This is a genomic window from Arenibacter arenosicollis (assembly GCF_014397245.1).
Taxonomy (GTDB): Bacteria; Bacteroidota; Bacteroidia; order Flavobacteriales; family Flavobacteriaceae; genus Arenibacter; species Arenibacter arenosicollis.
In genome coordinates, this window is record NZ_JACLHY010000036.1 from 13091 (window position 1) to 32370 (window position 19280).

Annotated in this window: 13 protein-coding genes; 1 reads left to right on the forward strand and 12 read right to left on the reverse strand. The window is 38.6% G+C overall.

From position 1 onward, the window contains the following. Positions 1-3 precede the first annotated feature (3 nt). From H4O18_RS20875 to H4O18_RS20930, 12 genes are all read right to left on the reverse strand, one after another. Positions 4-1053: a glycosyltransferase family 4 protein gene (locus tag H4O18_RS20875; RefSeq protein ID WP_187588302.1), complete on the reverse strand. Its 1050-nt coding sequence runs from the start codon at positions 1051-1053 to the stop codon at positions 4-6. Between the two features lie 23 nt (positions 1054-1076). Then, positions 1077-2180: an EpsG family protein gene (locus H4O18_RS20880; RefSeq protein ID WP_281387384.1), complete on the reverse strand. Its 1104-nt coding sequence runs from the start codon at positions 2178-2180 to the stop codon at positions 1077-1079. Between the two features lie 9 nt (positions 2181-2189). Continuing rightward, the gene (locus H4O18_RS20885; RefSeq protein ID WP_187588305.1) at positions 2190-3311 is read right to left on the reverse strand and encodes a glycosyltransferase; all 1122 of its coding nucleotides are present in this window, start codon (positions 3309-3311) and stop codon (positions 2190-2192) included. Then, the gene (locus H4O18_RS20890) at positions 3308-4345 is read right to left on the reverse strand and encodes a glycosyltransferase (RefSeq protein WP_187588307.1); all 1038 of its coding nucleotides are present in this window, start codon (positions 4343-4345) and stop codon (positions 3308-3310) included. The genes H4O18_RS20885 and H4O18_RS20890 overlap by 4 nt, the downstream gene beginning before the upstream one ends. A gap of 46 nt (positions 4346-4391) precedes the next feature. Further along, positions 4392-5666, reverse strand: a complete 1275-nt coding sequence (locus H4O18_RS20895; protein ID WP_187588309.1) for a lipopolysaccharide biosynthesis protein — start codon at positions 5664-5666, stop codon at positions 4392-4394. 158 nt (positions 5667-5824) lie between these two features. Continuing rightward, the gene (locus H4O18_RS22425; RefSeq protein ID WP_343065483.1) at positions 5825-6376 is read right to left on the reverse strand and encodes an acyltransferase; all 552 of its coding nucleotides are present in this window, start codon (positions 6374-6376) and stop codon (positions 5825-5827) included. 33 nt (positions 6377-6409) lie between these two features. Beyond that, positions 6410-8251, reverse strand: a complete 1842-nt coding sequence (asnB, locus tag H4O18_RS20905; protein ID WP_187588311.1) for an asparagine synthase (glutamine-hydrolyzing) — start codon at positions 8249-8251, stop codon at positions 6410-6412. A gap of 134 nt (positions 8252-8385) precedes the next feature. Next, on the reverse strand, positions 8386-9729 hold the full coding sequence (locus tag H4O18_RS20910; protein WP_187588313.1) for a nucleotide sugar dehydrogenase: 1344 nt from the start codon (positions 9727-9729) through the stop codon (positions 8386-8388). 133 nt (positions 9730-9862) lie between these two features. Next, the gene (locus H4O18_RS20915; protein WP_187588315.1) at positions 9863-11023 is read right to left on the reverse strand and encodes an MraY family glycosyltransferase; all 1161 of its coding nucleotides are present in this window, start codon (positions 11021-11023) and stop codon (positions 9863-9865) included. Between the two features lie 1708 nt (positions 11024-12731). Further along, positions 12732-13562, reverse strand: a complete 831-nt coding sequence (locus tag H4O18_RS20920; RefSeq protein WP_187588317.1) for an amidohydrolase family protein — start codon at positions 13560-13562, stop codon at positions 12732-12734. Between the two features lie 112 nt (positions 13563-13674). Beyond that, a complete protein-coding gene (locus H4O18_RS20925) occupies positions 13675-15327 on the reverse strand; it encodes a UxaA family hydrolase (RefSeq protein ID WP_187588319.1) in 1653 nt (550 codons plus the stop codon). Positions 15328-15344: 17 nt separating this feature from the next. Beyond that, positions 15345-16352, reverse strand: a complete 1008-nt coding sequence (locus tag H4O18_RS20930; protein WP_187588321.1) for a zinc-binding alcohol dehydrogenase family protein — start codon at positions 16350-16352, stop codon at positions 15345-15347. 2031 nt (positions 16353-18383) lie between these two features. Here H4O18_RS20930 and H4O18_RS20935 point away from each other — a divergent pair. Continuing rightward, a complete protein-coding gene (locus H4O18_RS20935; protein WP_187588323.1) occupies positions 18384-19049 on the forward strand; it encodes an FMN-binding protein in 666 nt (221 codons plus the stop codon). The last annotated feature ends 231 nt before the right edge of the window (positions 19050-19280 follow it).

Sequence of the window (19280 nt, forward strand, 5' to 3'; positions counted from 1 at the left end):
TGCTTACTGTTTATTGAAAAATAAACAGGACTTTATTACCTCCCAAGCTTTATCGCTGCTGAATTCATAACTTTTGGCACGCGCGCCTTGTTTTAGGGAATCTATTAAAAGTGGTTTATTAACAAGCTCTATAACCTTATTTAAAAAAGCATTTTCATCATTAAAATCAACGACCGCCCCCGAAGTGTGGTCCACAAATTCAGGGGCATACAGCCAATTACTGGCAATGACAGGTGTGCCAGAGATGTAGGCGTCCAGAATAGACCCGGGAAAACCTTCAGTATAATATTGGGTAGGAAAAAGCATCATATCGTATTGGGAAAGTACCGGGTATATCTCATTAGGCTGCAGCACTCCGCGGTAGGTAATGTTCTTGTTGGCCGTGTTGAGTAGGGCATTAAATTCTTCTTTATATTCTTCAAATATAGGCCCATACATGTCAATGGTAACATTTTTCAAATTTGACCCCTCTAATCTTTGACTTAATTTAAATAGCGTTTCCACTCCTTTTAAGGGATGTACCCTGGCCATAAACACCAATTTTATGTTTTTTCCGGTAGATTTAAGCGCAGGAGAAAAGTTGGTATCCCTAAAATTATTTAATCGCTTTACTTTTTTAAGACCAAAATCGGATTCCAAACATTGGCACAAGGCATCGGTCTCAGGATATATCCAATCTATTTTCAAAAACATTTTACGATATAGAGGCCTATTTTCCAAATACTCTCCAAGCCACCCACCTAAAACGATAAAATGAATTTTAGTAGAAAATAGTTTGGATAAAATAAAGATGAATGGAAATATATAAGCAAGATTTTTGGTAGCCGGTAGATAGAATAATTCATCGGCCTTAATTACATGATACAAGCCTTGGAACAAACCCAATCTATTTGTATTTAAAGAGTCTGTATCAAAAAAGGCCACCTCAGAAAAATATCGGGTTTCCTTGTTTTTTAGTAACTCGTAAACATTTCTGGTCTTAACTGTCTGCCCACAGAGTTCGTTATGGTTATATCCAAAATTACCAAAAACCAATACTTTTGGTTTTTCCATTACTATAGTTTTTTCATCCATTATTAAAAATCTATAAATTGGTAAGGTGAACAACCATTTTCATTTACGTATATGCCATACCCAAAAAGTATTAAGAAAAACACTAATATAGAATGGATAATCAACTTTTGCTTTTCAAAATATAAATAATGGATTATAAACGCTAAACAAAATATATTGAAAAACAAAAAATAGTTATTTAATCTGGCTATGACCAAAACATGTGAAAACGCATTATATAAAACTATCCCAATTAAGGCGAGGTTATAATAGGGTAAGTAGTTCTTATTAAATTTTATTAACTTATTGTAGTAGGATAATATAAGGAAGCCAATAGCAACCCTGACCAAATATCCCAAAGTTAGCCCTCCCACTTCATTAGAATCCATGGATTCTGCGAAGCCGCTATAATCTATTTGGGAGCCAGATAAAATTTCAGATATAAAGGAGATGTCGATAAAACGTGCCAAGGGTATAAAATGTAGGATTAAGCCTATGACAAAAGCTATATACCAGAAATAATGTGGCAATTTTATTCTATGAATAAGGAAATATAATGGAAAGAACAGAAACAAACTTTTATGCATTAAACCTCCCAATAAAATAATGCCAAAAAAATGGAAAATTTTTCTTTCTTGGGCATACATAACGGCCACAGCCAAGGCACTCATAGCAACCGCCTGTCTAACTCCATTAAAAGAATAGAAATAAAACCCATAGGTTATAAAAAAGAAAACCCCCAAATATAAGAGATGCTTATAATTTTTAAAACTATAAAATAGGAGTAAATAGGTGATAGCAGCAGAAACCATAAAAAATGACCATACTTCAAGGTTAAGATCGTTAAGAAAATTAACCAAAGTTGTAAAGCCATATTCCAATTCCATACCTATAGATTCATCCATATAAGGACGTTCCTCATAGTAAAAGGTATACCCGAGATAATCTTGACCAACATGATACCTAAGGCCAGCGATTAATACGAGAACCATTAAGCCTAAGAAAATAAATAATATTTGCCCGTTATTATTCTTCCTTAAGTTTTGTTTATTGAATCCTATTTTAATAAAGAGAACACTTAATAAAAGTGTTGAAAAGTAGATGCTATATGTAAAAAGGTTTGCCATTTTTCTTGTCTAAAAAGTGTTGGTTTTATGGTTTTTACTTTTTTCAGCGCTGTAATTTTTTGGATCCGAGTTTAAAATATAATTCTTAAGGTTTTTAGAGATAGTTGCCCATGTTGAATTTGATTGGGTCTTCCGTATTATTTTAGAATCCCATTTTACCAAATCTTTGGAAACTTCTGATAAAGCCTTGCAAAAACCTTCAGGGCTATCTTTGCAAAGAACACCGTTATCAGCATTGACTATTTTTTTGTTTTCTTGGGTTTCCGTGGCTATACAGACCATGCCTGCATTAATATATTCAAAAGTTTTGGTAGGGGGCTGGCAATCATAGTATTCAGTAATTGGAATATGGGAAACACCAATATTACAATTGTCAAAGAAGTATTTTGATTCTTCATGGGTTTTCCTACCATAAAATACAACCAGTTTTTGCAAACCTGTATCTTCTATGGCTTTTTTTAATTTATTTTCCACCGCCTCTGTTCCATACCCAACAATGTCATAGCTTACGTTAATGTTATTGTCACTGAATTTATCCAGGAAAAGTTTTAGGCCAAAAATGCTTTGGTGAATATTTCGCCCGTCCAATGTGCCAATATAAAACAACCTAAGACTGTCAAATGATTTGCTTTTAGTAGAAAGTATGTCAGAACCCAACGGAAGAATAAAAACCTTCTTCATATTCAATTTTAAATTTAGGGCGAGACTTTCTGAAATAACCGATATTTTTTTGAAGAAAAAGGATTCAAAACGTATCAAATTATTGGTTATAATTCTATTTTTTCTGGATGTATTAATACTTCCTGTTCTAATATCCAATATTATGTTTTTGTTTGGGGATAGGGTCTTAAAAAGCGATACCAAAGGAAAATACACAGCAAAAATGAAATCTACCTTTCTAGATTTAATAAGTTTTAGGCAAGATTTCATAAAATCTATGCCTTTAGATACATAGGAGCCTTTCCAAGGCACATAGATAATTTCAATTCCTATCTCCTTGATTTTTTGGTAGCCATAATCAAAACAGATAAAAGTTATCTTAAAATCTTCCTTTAAATACTGACAATGCTTATAAGCATCAATATGGTAGCCAAACTGTATTGTACTAATATAGACTAAGGACTTATTCATTTATTTTTAAATAGTTGAGTATTGTTATAGTCCATTTCTTCAAGAAATACCATTAAAAATTTCTCCTTACTAAAATTCAAGGCCTTATCTCTGGATTTTTGCTTCATTTTGGCGCGTATATCCCTTTGTACCCTTAAATAATTTAATGCATTTACATAATCTTCCGTTTTAAGGCAAAAAATGGCATTTTCGTTATCACAATAATCCCTAATTGATCCAATATCGGAAACAATCATTGCTAAACCGCAGGCCATAGATGTGGTAATAACATTACTTCCAATGGTATCTTTCATTACCGAAAGAGAAGCATCAGAATTTTGCATTATAACCAAAAGTTCATTTTCGGTTACAAAGCCTTTAAGCTTAACATTTTCAATATCGGAAAATAGGTGGCTCAAATCCTGAATGCCTTGCATAATTATAAAATTAATGTTGGGGCATTGTGCTATAATTTGTTTAAGGAGGGTATAATCTCTCAATTGATTCCCCTGAACAAGAACATTAAAGGAATCCGTAGTTTTTAGGTTACTTGGCTTGTAATACTCTGTGTCAACATAATAAAATGTCTTAAATATTTTGTTGTCATCTATTCCCAGTCCTATCATGAAATCTTTTAAAGAACTTCCCAGCACCCAAATTTTATCTAGTTTAGTTAGATAATTTTTTAAAATTTTCCTATCGGTATAACTTTTTATTAGACCATTCCCAGTAAGGTGTACCAGGCCAATAAGATTGATATCAGGCCTAATTTTTGATAAAATTGCAGCTATTATTTCTTGGTGAGCAGAACCAGGAGTCATGTACTCTGTAAAAAATAGGGAATCGCCTTTTTTTATTCTTAGAATGAAATAAATGGTATACAACAAGGATTTAAGAAGATTTAGATATCTTCCTCCGCGAAAAGAAAATAATCTAAATTCCTTAAGTATTACCGATTGGTCATTGGAATTCAAGTACTTACTTATATAGCCCATACCAGCATGGTTATCTTTGGTATTAGGCCAATTGACATAATGTATGAAGATGTTTGACATTATTTATTTTTTATATAAATGCGAAATTGACTAATTTGAATTGATATCACTTTGCTGATCTAATTGAATAGAACCATGGCATTGGGAGCAATTTGTTACTTAGCCACCAAACCGCAATGAAAGTTATAAAAGATATGATGGCTGTAACTTGTACAGCACCAATAGTCCCGTTATAGTTGATAAATAAATAACTTAAGCCCACATGTAGCAACCCAATAGAAAAAGTAACATAACTAAGGTAAATTGTTTTTTGGGTATAAAAAATGTAGTTCACCAACATGGAGTACATTCCATAAAAGGCAAAACCAAAAGCAAACCAAGTAATATATTCTTGGGATTCAATAAATTCCTTGCCCAAAAAAATATCCACAATATAAGGACCGGTTAAACTAAGGCCGGAAGCTAATAATAGCAAACCAAGAAAATATAGGTAGCCATATTTTACCAGTACTTTTTTTTGTGGTAAGCTTATGTCTTTTAATTTTTCAAATAAAAATGGGGCATATGCTCTGTCAAACGCCGTAGTCAGTACCATAATTACTGAGGCAATTTGAAAACCAACGGTATAAAGTCCTGTGGCGGTTGTGGAAACTAACATGGTCAAAAATACCCTATCAATCCCTGTTCTTACCCAAGTACTTAAGGCATGTGGTAATAATGGAACACCAAATTTTAAAGCATCCTTAATATAAGGTTTATTCAATTTTAACTTTACATAATTGCGCTTAACCAATAGCGAAAAACTTAAAAAGCCGAACAAAATGGCTGCCGCCGACGCGGCAATTAGCCGGCCTTCCCATCCCATTCCAAACCCAACAATCAAAACTAGGGAAAGTGTTAAATTAAATATAGTCTGTGTAATTTGATAAATGCCTAATGAAATTGGTTTATGCTCCGATTGCCAAAGAATAAGGTTTATAGTGGTAAAAAGTGTAAGACAAGTAACAAAAACCCCTATAATTAACCATTCCGTTGGTAATTCTAAGATGTTAGAAATATAAGATTGAAATATTAAAATAGTCACTAATACCAAACTAGTGGTAATTGCTACTAGTAGTAATACATTGGCGATATAGACCTTTAATTCTTCTTTGGTTATTTTAAAAAATTTAACACTAATGGCGCCATGCATTTCCAAGGAGATAAATACTCCCAATATGGAAGTAAATACGGTAAACATGGAAATTATTCCATAATCTGATGGTGTTAAATAACGGGTTAGTACAGGCAAAAGCACAAAAGGGACCAAATTATTTAAAATATCGGATACCGTATATATACTTGCATTTTTAAAAAACCTACTTTTTATTAGTTTAATCATTAATGTATATTGTCATTTTTTCACCAGTGTTTATTTGTCCAAATAGTATTTCATTTTTGAAGCAAAATTACTGGGCGCAATTAACCTTTATATTTCTATAGTTATATTTATGTTGTTTCATTTTTGTAAATCAAAAAATAATAATCGGCTAACCATTATTATTTAGTAAGTGTTTTGATAATTTTCGCAGGATTACCGCCGACCAATACATTTTCGGGGACGTTTTTAGTAACCACTGAATGGGCCGCAACAATTGAATTTTTCCCTATACAAACACCTTTTAATACTAACGAATTCATTCCAATCCAAACATTGTCTTCTATAATAATAGGGTTACTTTTAGGTGCTTTTCTTCTTTCGTTTATATCGATTGATATTCTATGGGAATCATTATCCACTATTTTGGTTCCTGGCCCGAACATGCAATGTGAACCGATAGTTACTTTGGTGTTGCAGTGAATAATTGTGCCATTCAAATTGCAGTTATCCCCAATAACTATTAAAGATTCCTTAAAGTATGTTAGTAATCCGGTTTTGTATATGTCGCCATCTGGATAGGAATTAAGGGATACTTTGTTGCCCAATCTTATATTTCCAACATTTTTTAATGCAATGCTATTGCCACGCAACTTTTCACCATAGACTACACCATGCGTTTTAAGTCTATAATGCAAAGCTAACAAGTCTAATATTTTTAACAGTCTTTTCACAATTAATAATTTTATCTGCCTAGCACTAATTATTTAATACGAATTTTGTCTATGCCATTCTTCCAGGACTATTAAGCTCCATATATACAGAGATCTGTCCCTTTTTCCGGAATGGTGTTCCTTTAAAAGTTTTGATACAAATTCATAATTCATGCCTCTATTTTCAACACTTTCCTTGGAAAGGTATGTTGAAACAAACCCTTTCAAATCATCCTTTAACCACATACCCATAGGCGGATTTAATCCTAATTTTGGCTTATTGATGATGGCATCCGGAACTTTACCACTCAATAACTTTTTCATTAGATATTTTGTCTGCCCGTTCCTAATTCGATAATCCGAGGAAATTGAAGTCATAAATTCCACGATCCTGTGGTCAATTAGCGGAACCCTTACTTCAAAACTATTGGCCATGCTCATGGCATCACCATAATACAAAAGATTATTGACCAAAAAAGTCTTTAAATCTGTAATCGAGGTTTTAATTATCAGGTCATTCGTAGGAATTGTTTTAAAGACCTCTGCAACTAGCTTTTGGAAATCTTGTTGCACCTTAAATAACTCATTTATTTCCTTAACAGAAAAATAGCCTACCCAATCCTCATACATCTCATCCAAGGGCTTGGTCAAGGAATTTACAAAAGTCTTAATTCTTCTAAACTTATGATTCCCGGAGGTGTCTTCCGAAATTATTTTAAAAAAAGGGTTCAATATTTTCCAAAAAACTCGGGGCACAAACTTAATTTTATCATATAACAGAGCAGCTTCATATCTGGGGTAGCCCCCAAAAATTTCGTCCCCACCGTCCCCAGCCAAAGCAACCGTGGCATATTTTTTTGTTTCCCTGGTAAGTTCATGGATCAATATTGCAGTTGGATTGCCAAAGGGTTCATCAAAATGGCGTACCATTTTGGGTAAAAGGTCCGCCACATTGGGATGAATTATAATTTCGTGATGGTTGGTGTTGAAATGGGCTGCCATTTTCTTGGCATCACTGGTTTCATCATATTTATCAGCTCCTGCAAACCCCAAAGTAAATGTATTTATGGGTTTTTTGGAGTTTTTAGCCATATAGTACAATATAGTTGATGAATCTATACCTCCGGATAGGAAGGAGCCCAGTTCTACGTCTGAGATCATTCTGAGTTGAACGGCATCATTCAATAAATCATCCAGTTCCTCAAGAAGATTTTCTTCTTTGGCAGTGGTTTTTAAACCGATAAAATCTATGGGGTCCCAATATTTTGTACTTTTCAATTCACCCTTTTGGTAAAAGAAATAATGTGCAGGTTCCAGTTTTTTTACTTCTTGGTAAACGGAGTTTGGAGAGGGTACATATAGATACCGTAAATACTGACCAATAGCTTCCTTGTTCAGCGTTAGTCCGTTGACCAAATCCTTTATCACCTTGATTTCCGAAGCAAATGCAAATTGTTTGCCGTTTTGGTAATAAACGAAAGGTTTGATCCCCAACCTGTCACGAGCCCCAAATAAGACATCATTTTTTATATCATAAATGGAAAAGGCAAACATGCCAATAAAATCTTCCAGGCATTTTTCCTTTTTTTCAATATAATTGTAGAGGATAACTTCTGTGTCGGAGTTTGTACGAAAGGGGTATTTGCTTTCCAAATTTCTCCGTATTTCCTTATAGTTGTACACTTCCCCATTAAACACAATAACAAAATTGCCGCAGGCAGAAACAAAAGGTTGATTTGCTTCTTGGGTGAGGTCTATAATAGAAAGTCTATTATGTCCCAGCGTAAACGATCCAAAAGAAAGTGACGATGAATTATCAGGTCCCCTATAGTCTGCAATACTTAAATAGTTTGATCCCGTCGGAGCTGCAAAATTAAAACCTATTATTCCGCACATTTTACAATTTCATTTTTTGAATGTTAAGTATACTAGGTTTGCCTCTATAAGATTTAGTCATAAATTCTTCAGATATCCATAAAGGAGCGCTTAGACTATTTATTATATTTAAATGATATACATGCAATCTACTTTTATAACCGTGCATCTGCTTTTTTTCCAAAAACACCTTTAACATCATAAACAATCGTGTTCCCATTTTTTAGAGCCTCCAAATCCAGGTTTAGAAATTGCTGGTGTGCCACGGCAAGGACAATAGCATCGAATTGGCCAACCGGCAAATTTTGAGTGGTAGTTAGTCCATATTCATGCCTAACTTCTGCAGGTTTTGCCCATGGATCATAAATGGTCAGCTCAGTGCCAAAATCCTGTAATTGTGCCACAATATCCACTACCTTCGTATTCCTTACGTCCGGACAATTCTCTTTAAAGGTAATCCCTAGAACCAATATTTTGGAACCTTTTACTTTTTTATCTGCCTTTACCAGTAATTTTATTACCTCGTTGGCCACATGTTCTCCCATGGAGTCATTTATACGTCTACCTGCTAAAATTATTTCAGGATGATAGCCCAATTCTTGCGCTTTTTGTGCCAAATAATAAGGATCTACACCAATGCAATGTCCGCCTACCAAACCTGGTCTGAAGGGCAAAAAATTCCACTTTGTCCCTGCGGCCTCCAAAACGGCCTGGGTATCCAAACCCATAAGGTTGAATATTTTGGCCAGTTCATTTACGAACGCAATGTTAATGTCCCGTTGCGAATTTTCAATTACCTTTGATGCTTCCGCAACTTTTATACTTGGTGCCAAATGTGTTCCAGCCACAATTACCGATTTGTACAGGTCGTCTACCAATGTGCCAATTTCCGGGGTAGACCCAGAAGTTACCTTTAAGATTTTTTCTACAGTATGTTCCTTATCTCCGGGATTTATTCTTTCCGGGGAATATCCCGCAAAGAAATCCTCATTAAATTTTAATCCGGAGATCTGTTCCAGAACAGGAATGCATTCTTCTTCCGTTGCTCCGGGGTATACCGTGGATTCGTAAATTACTATATCGTCCTTTTTTAAGACTTGCCCCACCGTTTTACTGGCCTGGTACAAAGGCGTTAAATTAGGGCGGTTATTTTTGTCTACCGGAGTGGGGACGGTAACAATAAATATATTGCAATCCGCTAAATCTTCCAGCTGTGAGGAACAAAATAAACCGATTCTTTTTTCAGGATATGCTCCTTCTGTTCTTCTGGTGGAAACTTCCACCATGGCATTTGCCAGTGCCCGTTTTGGAGAGGAAATAAGGACTTTTTTTAGAATTGCGTCGGAAACCTCCAAGGTGCTGTCATGCCCAGTATTTAACTGTGCTATTCTCTTTTCATTAATATCAAAGCCTACTACCGCATATTTGGTAGCAAATAGCCGGGCCAAGGGCAGACCTACGTAGCCTAAGCCTATTATTCCTATTTTAAATTCTGACATATTATATGTTCATTAATTTTTTTACATATTATTACTTTTTGTCCAAATTGAGATACGCTGATAGTTATCCTTATCATAATCTATTATATCCAAAAACATTGGAATTAACGGTTGGATAATTTTTAGCATTTAGTTAGCCAAGGAAATTATTTATCCTAGATCTAATGTTGGACCATTTTATGGGTTTGGGCTTGATCAATTTTAATTTTCCTTGCTTTCGGACCAATAACCAGGGCGAGACATAAACTAAGGGGATGAGCACTATAATAATATAGAGTTGAACGTTTATATATAGATCCCTGATCAAAAAGGCCAGTTGAATGATTAGGCTGTTCATAACCACGACAAATAAGGTGGCTTGTTTATGGGTAATGCCAAGGTCTATTAGTCTATGGTGAATATGATTCCTGTCTGCACTAAAAGGACTTCGTTTTTGGCTTATGCGAATGGCGAACACCCTTAGCGTATCCAACAAGGGATAGGATAATATGGCCATGGCCATAATGGGTGCTTTCATATTGGTGACAGGATTATCTATAATAGAGTTGTAGGATAAAAACCCAACGGCCTGAAAAGCCAATAGAAAACCTATAAACATGGATCCGGAATCTCCCATAAATATTTTGCGGTAGGGAGAGAGGTTGTATCTTAAGAACCCTAATAACGCCCCAATGAGAACAAAGGAAATAAGGACAAAGAGATACCTTTCATTTATGAAAAAAAAGGTGCCGAACGATAGGCTGGATAGCAGGGCTACGGATCCAGCCAAACCATCCAAACCATCTATTAGATTATAGGCGTTGATGATCAACAGAAATACAAAAAGGGTAAAGACCACTGAAATATAATAGGGGAGGTCCTCCAATCCAAAAATACCTTCAAAGCTAATAATCCTTAGATCGGCCATAATAATCACCATAAGGGAGGCAACTACTTGTACCATAAATTTCTTTTTAGGTGCCAAGCCAAAAAGATCGTCCTTAACTCCTAGAAACATTAGCATAATAGTTGCTGTTAAAAGAGCCAAAAGTTTTATAAGATCAGGTTGTGACAGACCAACCATTAAACCAAGAACGGCAATGGATAAGGAAAAGGCTATAAAGAGTCCAACCCCACCCAAGGTGGGCGTTTTTGATGTATGCATGCTGCGATCTCCAGGTTCATCCATAAGGTTTTTGGAACGTACCGCATAGATAATTACCGGATACATCCTATAGCACAATAGAAGAGGTATGCATACGGCAACTGTCCCTAAAAAATAGAGATTGGAAAAAAGGTCATAAAGGTATGCCATAGTTGGTGTTTAGCACATAAGGGCACTGTTCGTTAATTACTAATTGATGCAGTAATTTGTCACACTTTATAGGAGGGAATTCTAAAGGAACAAAAAGTAAAATTTAGGGTAAAAATTATTACAATTTATATTAAAAGCCTTGAGGCGCAAATCTAAGGATTTTTCTGATTTTTAACATGATTTAGCTTTATCTTGTATTGTTTTATCGATTAAATGCATTTTTTTCTCTATTAAGTGTTTCTACAATGCAACAAACAAGATAACTGTAATTTGCTCCGTACAATGTAAGAATATTATTAAAGGGTTAATATTTTAGTCCTGTAAGAATTTAAAGACCTGTCCAATGTAAAAGTAGCCTATAAATATTATGGTAGAAGTTTTTTTCCTGTTATTAATCTATATTTAAGGATAAAGGCAAGGCCTGCGAAATTTGTGAGTTCCCCCGAACACGATTTCAACAAGCCAGCCAATATGCTTTTGTAGGAAAATAATTTTACCCTATTCAACAATTCCAATTTTCAGGTTTCAAACCCATTGATCCGTTTGGTTCCACAAACCTAAATCTTAAGTTTTATATTTCCCTGCGGAAAACCGCAAGGTCATAGAATATGTAATTTTTAGCTTAACAGTAAATTAGTGGGGGGGAATGGCCAATGCGCACAAGAATAGTGCCTTATAACGGTTTTTTTTTACGATAGTGCTGTAAATACCTATTAATCATTAAGTTATGTTTCAATTAAATTAATGTGTTAAATAATAGATTGGGGCGTTTTTCTCCAGCTGGGGAGGAATTACCCGATTTGAAAATTTGATGATTGGTTGATTTGGACGGAATAGCCAGAAGGCAAAAGGCAAAAGGCAAGAATAAAGAGAAGAGAGAAGAGAGGAAAGATAAATGGGGTAATGTGTTAATGTGGAAATGTGCTAATGACGGGATAGGCAAAAGCCAGAAATGAAGAGAGAAGAGAGAAAAGAGAAATGAGGTAATGTGTTAATGTAGCAATTGTTTAATGTGGAAATGAATCAATTTGAAAATTTGGTAATGAGGGAATTCGGAAATGAAGCGATTTGGAGATTTGGATTAGAAAGGACGGGTTAAGTTCTGTCGTCAGTTCGAGTGCTTCTCAAACCAATTTTGCTCCACTTCGTTATTCAAAATCACCTGCCTGACGGCAGGTAAACTCGAAGTGACGCTGGTTAACAATGTTGAACATACAAACTATCGGCATTTGGCTAATGCCTTCTGGCTGACCAACAACTGTTTACTGAAAACTGTTCACTACCGTGTACTTCGATTTCGACTCCGCTCAATCTCCGTGATTTCATTCGGTGGCTGAGCGTAGTCGAAGCCACTGACTACTGAAAACTGTTTACTAAAAACTGCATACCGTTTACTTTCTCCATGTACTTCGATTTCGACTCCGCTCAATCTCCGTGTACTACATCCGGTGGCTGATCCTGCTTATGTCGGCAGACAGGCGTAGTCGAAGCCACTGATTACTGGAGACTGTTCACTGTAAGAAGCAGATTGCCACCCAGGCTGCCCCTTCCGTCTTCTCCTACGTCGAAGCCACCTTTTCCTAGCCATGGGAAGGAGCACCTAGTTAAGTAACTTATAACACAAATATTTAGTCTAGATTCTGTCTTTTTCCACGGAGTGACGAACTTTTGACTTTATAACTTTCAACTTTACAACTTTACAACTGCCTCACACCAGTCCATAAAAATCCACCGCATTCAGCCCCATGATGGCGGCTTGCTCAGTGGTGCTAAGGCCGGAAATGAAATTGGTGGTCAGGTCTTTTACCTGGGTGTAGGATCCGGCAACAAGGCATACGGGCCAATCGGAACCGTACATACAGCGTTCAGGGCCAAAGGCCTCAAGGACCAAGAGCATATAAGGTTGTAACTGTTCAGGGGTCCAGCTTTTGAAATCGGCCTCGGTGATCATACCCGAGATTTTACAATGTACGTTTTCGTGTTTGGCGATTTCTTTCATCATGGCCGCCCAACCATCATAAAAACCATCTTTGATATAGGGTTTGGCAATATGATCGATGACGAACTTCTGATTGGGGAATTTTTTTACCAACTCCAGAGTAGCTCCCAACTGATGGGGGAAAATAAGGATGTCATAGACGGCCCCATATTGTTCCAATTTGGAAATGCCCCTTAGGAAGTCGGGCCGCAATAAAAAATTATGGTCCGCTTCTTCTTGAACAATATGTCGGTATCCCTTTAGATTCCTGTCTTTGGCGTATTTTTCCAAATCCTGGTCCACGTCAGGACTTCTTAGGTCTACCCAGCCCACGACGCCTTTTACAAAAGCGTTGTTATGGGCGTGTTCCAAAAGGAAATCGGTTTCCGCCAAGGTCTGGTCCGCCTGTACCGCCACACATCCGTCAACGCCATTTTTTACAAATACCGGTTTTAGATCCGAGGGTAAAAAATCCCTTCGGATAACCTTCATTTGCTCGTTTATCCAGGAGTGATTTACAGGGCTGTATTTCCAGAAATGTTGGTGAGAATCTATAATCATGTTAGAAGGTTTAATGTATTATGTTATAAAGTTATAAAGTTATAAAGTTGAAAGTTGAAAGTTGAAAGTTTTCTGGGTTTGATGTTTTTTAACACTCCTTCGGAGAGGCTAGTTATAGGGAGATACCTCTTTTCCAGGGGATAAAGTCGTTCTGCTCCAATCTAACCGCAGCTGGGACAATGTTGCCACTGGCCACCTCTATAATATAGTCCAACAGTTCCTCTCCTTTGGTCTGGATGGTATCCTCCCCGGTAATGATAGTGCCCGTATTAAAATCGATAATGTCTTTCATACGCTCACTGAGGGCGTTGTTGCTGGACAGTTTTATGACCGGGGCCACTGGGTTGCCGGTAGGCGTGCCCAATCCGGTGGTAAAGGCTATAACATTACATCCTGATCCTGCCAAGCCTGTAGTGCTCTCCACATCGTTTCCTGGAGTACATAAAAGGTTTAAACCATTTTTGGTAACCCTTTCGGTATAATCCAATACATCCTGCACCAAGGAAGTTCCACCTTTCTTGGCCGCTCCGGCCGATTTCATAGCGTCTGTGATGAGTCCGTCCTTTATATTTCCTGGCGATGGATTGTTTTCAAATCCGGAGCCTATGGAAACCGCCTTGGCGGAATAGGCCCTCATAATACCGGCAAACTTTTCCGCATTTTCGGGCGCTTCACAGCGATTGATGAGTTCTTGTTCCACGCCATTGAGTTCGGGGAATTCCGAAAGCACGGTAGCGCCTCCCAAAGCCACAATAAGGTCGGAAGTATATCCTAGGGCCGGATTGGCCGAAATCCCTGAAAATCCGTCCGAACCACCACATTCAAGGCCCAATACCAATTTGCTTAAAGGAGCCGGTTTGCGTTCCACTTTGTTGGCTTCTATAAGGCCCAAAAAGGTTCTCTTTACCGCTTCCTCTATAAAATGGCGTTCACTCTTGCTTTTCTGTTGCTCCAAAACATGTAGGGGTTTGGAAAAGTTGGGGTCGCGTTTGGCAATGGCATCTGTCAAAATTTTAACCTGGGCATTCTGGCAGCCTAAACTAAGGATGGTGGCCCCGGCAACATTGGGATTGGTAATATATCCTGCCAATAGGTTGCATAGGGTGTCCGAATCCCCGCGATCACAGCCACAACCTCCGTCGTGGGTCAGGAACTTAATACCGTCCACATTTGGGAAGGTCCTGTTCTGTTTAATTTCGTCGGCCGTTTTAATAATGGGGGCGGCCATCAAGTCATCCGCACTGGCCCCTTTTTTGTATTGGGATACCAGCACTTCGGTATCTATTATATAGTCTTGTGCGGTCTCATAGCCCAAGGCATTGAGTAGGGTAGTGCGCAGTACGTTTACATTTCTGTTTTCACAGAATACCATAGGGATTACCAGCCAATGGTTGGCGGTCCCCACACTGCCGTCGGCACGATGGTATCCGTTGAAAGTGCTGTTCTTCCATTTGGAAATATCCGGTGCCGCCCAATGCGATTGTTGCTCCCCAACTTTGTAATCGGAGGAGGCATGCACCACATTGTCTATAGTAATACTTTCCCCTTGGGCAATGGGCTTAATAGCTTTTCCTATCAGGGCACCGTACATAAGGATGGGGTCGCCCACCTTGAAATCCTGAAGGGCGAATTTATGTTTGGCGGTAACATCGTTTTTGAGCGGGAAGGATTTCCCCTCAAAATCTACCACATAATCTTTTTTCATATCCTGCAAAGCTGCGAGGATATTATCTTTGGGATGTATCTGTAAAAAATTCTTTGACATATTGGGATGCTATTTTTTTAAAATTCTACGGTAGCTTTTATTACTCCTGTGGCGGGTTTTAACCAGCTATCGAAATTCTCCTTGATCTCCGAGAAATGCACGTTGTGGGTAATGAACGAATCGGTTGGGAATTGGTCCAGGATTTCGATGACCCGTTCAAAATCGGCCACCGTGGCATTCCTGCTGCACAAAAGGGTGGTCTCCTTGGCGTGTATGGCCGGATGGGTAAAGGTAAGCTCCCCTTTGGAGAGTCCTACCAAGATGTACCTTCCTCCGTGCGACATATAAGTGGGTCCCTGTTCCAGGGCTCCTTTATGGCCCGAGGCATCGAATACCGCTGTCGCCATATCGCCATTGGTAATATCTGAAATCTGTTTTACGGGGTCTTCGGTCACATTTACAATATGGTCCGCCCCGATTTTTTCCTTGGCATACTGAAGTCGGTCTTGGTTCATGTCCAGGGCAATGACCTTGGCCCCTTCAATCTGGGCCAGTTTCATGATACCGATTCCTATGGGTCCACAGCCCACGACCACAATCGTTTCCCCAGCTACTATCTGCGCCCTACGGATGGAATGGGCCGCTATCGCCAAAGGCTCTACAATGGCCATCTGTTCGTTGCTCAGATGCTTGGCGGGCAATAATATATCCACGGGAACGGTAATCTGCTCCTGCATGCCGCCGTCCGTATGAATGCCCAGAACCTGGATCTGGGTGCAGCAATTGGTCTTCCCGTTCCTGCAGGCAACACAATGGCCACAGCTCAGGTAAGGCATGATAACCACATTATCCCCGGCCGCTATGCCCTTATCGTTTTCGTCGATCTCCAGCACAGTGGTGGCCAGTTCATGGCCAAGGATCCTGGGATAGGTGAAAAAGGCCTGGTTGCCGGTATAGGCGTGAAGGTCGGTACCGCAGATGCCCACCTTGTTCACTTTTAGCAGGGCTTCCCCTTTTTTACGTACAGGGGCCTCTTTTTCTTTTAATTGAAAGTCTCCAGGTTCCTCACAAACTATATATTTCATGCGTTTACGTCTTTTGTTTTTATTGGTTTATTGTGATTATTCTCAATCATTTTATGGCAGTTGGATTATAATCCAAAAGCGAGTATCGTAATAAGGTTCAAGGGTGTAATTTAACCAAAAAGTTTTAAAAATTGTTGAAAGTACAAAGTTCAATGTTGAAAGTACAATGTTAAAAGTCGGGAAGGGTTCAATGTGTATTGGGAAGTGGGAAATTAGTATAGATTGATGAGTATTGAGTATTGAGAGAAAATAGAAAATAGAAAAGAGAAAAAAGAAAAAAGAAAAAAGAAAAGAGAAAGGAGAAAAGAGATTGCAGTGAACATAGTTATATGGGCAGTACCCTTTAGGCATCCCGATAGTTATCGGGAGCCATTAGCCATTAGCCAAAAGCCAAAAGCCAATAGGCAAAAGGCAAAAGCCAATAGGCAAAAGGCAAAAGCAATTGTTAAATGTTCAATGTTAAAAAGTTGAAAGTCCTTACGGAGATGGAGCCTGTCTGCCGACAGACAGGCGTAGTCTAGAACTCCTTGTTTGCAAATTAGCTAATGGCTCCCCTCTTGGAACGAAGAGGGGAATGAATTTTGCGCCAGTTGGCGTGAAAGAAAGGGGAGTTTGAAACCCTAACATACACTTATTCTATGTCTTCTGTCCATATTCCCAAGGTTCGGGCTTTCAGAACCCTCCGTCTTCGCTTATGGCGAAGCCACCTCCCTTCGTCTGAAGGGAGGAGCTTTTGTTTTTCGTCATTGCGAGTTTACCTGCCGATTGGCGGGCACAGCGCGGCAATCTGTTTATTTCAGGTTTGAGATTGCTTCGTCGCAAATGCTCCCTGTCTGCCGACAGGCAGGCTCGAAATGACGGATCTCATTCAGAACGCAATACATTCCACTCTAGAGAGAGCCTATCCCGCGTTTTCCGCGCGAGGTTAGGAGTATGTTTTGTAATTAGACTAGGGGGTGTGTTTAAAACCTTGCAACTTCTCCATTCTTCTGTGGCTTGGGCATTCAATCCCTTCCGTCTCCTCCGCCAAATGACGGAGAATCCACCTTGTCCTCCCGCGGAAATCGCGGGACAGGCTTAACCAAGGGAAGGAGCTTTTGTTTTTCGTCACCCCGACAGAGAAGTAGACGCAGTGCATAAACGAGTTTTCGATACAAAATGGCTATCGCCTTTCACTTCAAGTCTACCTAGGTTTAATTTGGTGATTTTGCATAACGAAGTGGAGCAAAATAGTATCGAAGCACTCGAACTGACTGCAGTGTCTAGGCTCTAGGCTCTTGCCTCTTAACATCCCGCCTGTCCGTTCGAGCGCAGTCGAGAACTATTGGGAGAGAACTATATTCTGTTTAAAAGTTGAAAGTTGAAACAGTTAGTCATTTCGAATGAACATTAGAAACCAAGGATTTAGGGCAGCTAAACCTTAGGTTCACGAATACCCCTAAAATAAGTATGCCATGGGTTAAATCACACTAGTAGCTCAACCCAAACATGAACGGATTCAGTGAACAATACTCTTGAGCCAAAAGCCATTGGGCAATTGTAGGTTGTTAGTGAACAGTAATCAGTGAACAGTTTTCAGTTGATTAAGATTGAAAAAAAGTAAACAGTATAAACCGGCGGAGCCAAAAATCCTTAACCGCAGAATAGTGGGCGAAAGCTCCGAGAACAGGAGTCCCCATAAAGGGACGACGCGGAGTTTCGCACACGGTTTTTCGACCTCGGTGTCGAAAAAATACCTCGGTTAAGGCGCCTTTTCTTTTGTTTCGTTTTCTTTGGGCGAGCAAAGAAAATGAAATACCCCGTCACTTCAAGTCTACCTACCTTCAGTTTGGTGGTTTGGAATAACAAAGTGGAGCAAAATAGTATCGAGAAGCACTCGAACTAACTGTAGTGTCTAGTTTCTAGGCTCTAGCGTCTAGAATCTTAAATATATGTGACTGACCTAAATCATTTCAATAAACCTACCTCCGCATTACCTTCGAAAAAATAGCGTTTTGGGCTATTTGGAACGCTTTAAATATAAAATTGATTATGATGAAAATAAAAATACTATTGATGATTTTGGTTGTCATGGGGTGGAACTGTAAGGAAAATCCAAAACAGACGGAACAAAAAATTGAAGCAGTAAAAGAGGTGATCCAAACCACGACCGTTATACCGGACAGTATAGAGGAGATTGCCACCTTTGTAGCGCCCATTTTGGCCGGTACTACCAACATTCTTGGCCTAATAATTTTTAAAGAACTGAATACCAGCGGTAAGGTTTCTACCATAGAAATGGCTAGGGCGGGGGATCTTTATAATAAATTGGAATCGCGTGGGCAAGCCACTTCACTGCCTATATTTGAAATAAGGGATACGGACCTGGTTGTCCTACCAATTCAGGGTGTTGGTTTTGGTGGTGCCATCTGGGCAAAAGTTCTTTTGGATAAAAAAAAGCTGGAAATAAAAAAGATAGCCTTCGAACACAAAGCAGAATCGGAAGGTTATGGTGCGGCAGTTAGCGAAAAAACATTTGAAGATCAGTTCTTAGGCGTGAAAATCAAGCTGGACAAAGACACCTTTACATTGCAAAAAGCCGGTGACGCTGTACATTTTATTGACGGTATTTCCGGTGCAACCATGACAAGTAAGGGAGCCGTTACCATGGTGAATGAGGGTTTGCGAAAATATAGCAGCTATTTGACGGGGAATTGAGCGGTTAGTGGGCAGTGATCAGTGGCTGAAACAATGAACAGTTAACAATTAGCAATAAACAATTTTAATGTTCAAGGTCTTTACGGAGATTGAGCCTGCCTATCGGCAGACAGGGGTAGTCTAGAACTCCTTGATTGCAAATTAGCTAATGGCTCCCCTCTTGGAACGAAGAGGGGAATGAATTTTGCGCCAGTTGGCGTGAAAGAAAGGGAAGATTGAAACCCTAACATA

Coding starts and splice junctions, on each gene's coding strand:
- H4O18_RS20875 (WP_187588302.1), bottom strand. CDS start 1,053: ATGGAAAAACCAAAAGTATTGGTTTTTGGTAATTTTGGATATAACCAT.
- H4O18_RS20880 (WP_281387384.1), bottom strand. CDS start 2,180: ATGGCAAACCTTTTTACATATAGCATCTACTTTTCAACACTTTTATTA.
- H4O18_RS20885 (WP_187588305.1), bottom strand. CDS start 3,311: ATGAATAAGTCCTTAGTCTATATTAGTACAATACAGTTTGGCTACCAT.
- H4O18_RS20890 (WP_187588307.1), bottom strand. CDS start 4,345: ATGTCAAACATCTTCATACATTATGTCAATTGGCCTAATACCAAAGAT.
- H4O18_RS20895 (WP_187588309.1), bottom strand. CDS start 5,666: ATGATTAAACTAATAAAAAGTAGGTTTTTTAAAAATGCAAGTATATAT.
- asnB (WP_187588311.1), bottom strand. CDS start 8,251: ATGTGCGGAATAATAGGTTTTAATTTTGCAGCTCCGACGGGATCAAAC.
- H4O18_RS20910 (WP_187588313.1), bottom strand. CDS start 9,729: ATGTCAGAATTTAAAATAGGAATAATAGGCTTAGGCTACGTAGGTCTG.
- H4O18_RS20915 (WP_187588315.1), bottom strand. CDS start 11,023: ATGGCATACCTTTATGACCTTTTTTCCAATCTCTATTTTTTAGGGACA.
- H4O18_RS20920 (WP_187588317.1), bottom strand. CDS start 13,562: ATGATTATAGATTCTCACCAACATTTCTGGAAATACAGCCCTGTAAAT.
- H4O18_RS20925 (WP_187588319.1), bottom strand. CDS start 15,327: ATGTCAAAGAATTTTTTACAGATACATCCCAAAGATAATATCCTCGCA.
- H4O18_RS20930 (WP_187588321.1), bottom strand. CDS start 16,352: ATGAAATATATAGTTTGTGAGGAACCTGGAGACTTTCAATTAAAAGAA.
- H4O18_RS20935 (WP_187588323.1), top strand. CDS start 18,384: ATGATGAAAATAAAAATACTATTGATGATTTTGGTTGTCATGGGGTGG.